Here is a 2,420-nt window from a genome sequence, read left to right on the forward strand (position 1 = left end):
GATGTACATAGAGGGTTGTTGCTTGCAAATAGTGAAATGGATATGAAAGAAATAGCGAGCGATTATTTTAACTGAGGTTTTCAATTAGTTAAATAACAGATTAATGAAAAAATGTATGAAATAGTATGAATCGGTAGCGGTTACCGAATTGAAATGAATTTGCTGTAATCGCTCTATAGATTGAAATAAAGGTAGTGACAACAGATGAGAGTAGTTTCAGGAAAATGTAAAGGGCACCCACTTAAAGCGGTACCTGGTAATACAACACGTCCAACGACAGATAAAGTGAAAGAGTCTATTTTTAATATGATAGGTCCTTATTATGATGGTGGTATCGCTCTTGATTTATTTGGTGGTAGCGGTGGTCTTGGAATTGAGGCCATAAGTAGAGGGATTGATAAAGCGATTTTTGTTGACCGAGATAGTAAAGCGATAAAAGTCATTCATCAAAATTTAGAAAGCTGTAGACTACAAGAACAAGCTGAAGTGTACCGAAATGATGCAGAGCGTGCGGTAAAGGCGCTTATAAAGCGTGAAATATCATTCGATCTTATACTAATAGACCCTCCATATAAAGCTCAAAAAATTGTGTCTTTAGTTAGTGTAATGGATCAACATGGATTGTTAAATAAAGATGGCATCATTATGGCAGAGCATGGGGATGACGTGGTTTTACCTGATTCTATAGGAGAACTTGTAAAAGTACGGGCAGAAAACTACGGGATTACAGCAATTTCGATTTATAAGTATGAAGGTGAGGGGACAGAATGACAAGTATAGCTATTTCTTCAGGGAGTTTTGATCCAATTACCCTTGGACATTTGGATATTATTAAAAGGGGAGCAAAAGTATTTGATGAAGTATATGTAGTTGTTTTAAACAATTCATCAAAAAAACCATTCTTTTCGGTAGAAGAACGCCTAGAGTTAATTCGAGAGGCGACAAAGGATATTCCGAATGTAAAAGTTGATTCACATAGTGGATTATTGGTGGAATATGCAAAAATGCGTAATGCAAATGCAATATTACGTGGTTTGCGAGCAGTTTCTGATTTTGAATATGAGATGCAAATTACTTCAATGAATCGAAAATTAGACGAAAATATCGAAACTTTCTTCATTATGACAAATAATCAATATTCATTTTTAAGTTCAAGTATTGTGAAAGAAGTTGCGAGATATGGTGGGAGTGTAGTAGACCTTGTTCCTCCGATTGTAGAGCGTGCTTTAAAAGACAAGTTTAAAACCCCGTTAAAGTGAACGGGGTTTTTCTTTATGAATACGTAAAAACAATAAGATGACATACAAATATAAACAAAATAAGGTGAAGATTGGTCCGTAGTGTATAAATGATGTCCAAATATCAGTTAGTGTATAAGAATGATTCAATAAAAATACGGGAAGATCTTCTTGCGTAGGCGAGAAAGAATGAACTTTTTCATAAAATGGTCCCCAAAATATAAAAGTGAAAATAGGAGCGAGAATACTTTGGATAATTCGAGCTAAAAAATATGGTTTAAAGCGGATATCTGTCTCCGCTAATATGCTTGCTACTTGTGCCTGAATAGAAAGACCGCTAAATGCTAAAATGAAGCTTGTTACCATCGCTTGTTGAAGAAGTGTTGATTCATTAATTTGACTAATCATTTGGCTTCCAAGCGTCATTTCAAAAATACCGGATAATATCGGAATACTAAATTGGGATGTAAGTTGGAAGAATGATAAAATATGTTGCATAATAAAAGAAAGCGCTTCTGTAATTTTGAAAACAGTAATCATTTTATTTAAAACAGAGAATAAAATAATAAACCCACCAATCATGAGCAATGTTTGAATAGAAGAAACGATAGCGTCACCGAGTAGTTTTCCGATTGGTCTTTTTTCTTGCATACGTGTTTGGTGGAGGATGGAAAAAGGGTTTTGGAAGGCACGCTTTTGATTCGTATGTTTGTCTTTTATGTAAGTATCGTTATTACCATAAAAGCGCATAAGTAATCCGACGATAAAGTTACTTATATAATGTGCTGCTGCTAATACGAGTCCTAATTTCGGATTATTGAAAAAACCAATAGAAACCGCTCCAAAAATAAAAAGTGGATTAGAAGAATTTGTGAAAGATACGAGTCGTTCCGCTTCAATTTGTGTTAGTTGATTGCTCTTGCGTAGTCTAGCGCTTAATTTGGCGCCAGCGGGGAATCCTGAAGCCATTCCCATTGCCCAAACAAATCCGCCTACCCCTGGAACACGAAACAGTGGACGCATTAGTGGTTCTAATATAACACCGATAAATTTTACAATACCAATACTGATTAGAAGTTCCGCAATGATGAAAAACGGTAGTAGTGAAGGGAATACAACTTCCCACCATATATTTAACCCGCGAATTGAAGCTTGCAAAGCATCTTGGGGGTGAAGTACAAG

The 2,420-nt window shown here is 35.6% G+C and carries 3 protein-coding genes; 2 read left to right on the forward strand and 1 reads right to left on the reverse strand.

Annotated features, from left to right (window positions below):
- Positions 1-204 precede the first annotated feature (204 nt).
- Positions 205-771, forward strand: a complete 567-nt coding sequence (gene rsmD, locus AC1DJR_RS26450) for a 16S rRNA (guanine(966)-N(2))-methyltransferase RsmD (RefSeq protein ID WP_001266992.1) — start codon at positions 205-207, stop codon at positions 769-771.
- Positions 768-1,259 (forward strand): pantetheine-phosphate adenylyltransferase, encoded by a 492-nt coding sequence (gene coaD / locus AC1DJR_RS26455; RefSeq protein ID WP_044442849.1) that lies wholly within the window; start codon positions 768-770, stop codon positions 1,257-1,259. Before rsmD ends, coaD begins: the two co-directional genes overlap by 4 nt.
- Here coaD and ylbJ read toward each other — a convergent pair.
- Positions 1,251-2,420: sporulation integral membrane protein YlbJ (ylbJ, locus tag AC1DJR_RS26460; protein ID WP_477003905.1), on the reverse strand; the 1,170-nt coding region annotated here is incomplete at its 5' end. The genes coaD and ylbJ overlap by 9 nt on opposite strands.

This window comes from Bacillus sp. 05T31, assembly GCF_056396725.1.

Excerpts from the sequence above, each read along its gene's own strand:
- rsmD (WP_001266992.1), top strand. The coding sequence starts at position 205 with ATGAGAGTAGTTTCAGGAAAATGTAAAGGGCACCCACTTAAAGCGGTA.
- coaD (WP_044442849.1), top strand. The coding sequence starts at position 768 with ATGACAAGTATAGCTATTTCTTCAGGGAGTTTTGATCCAATTACCCTT.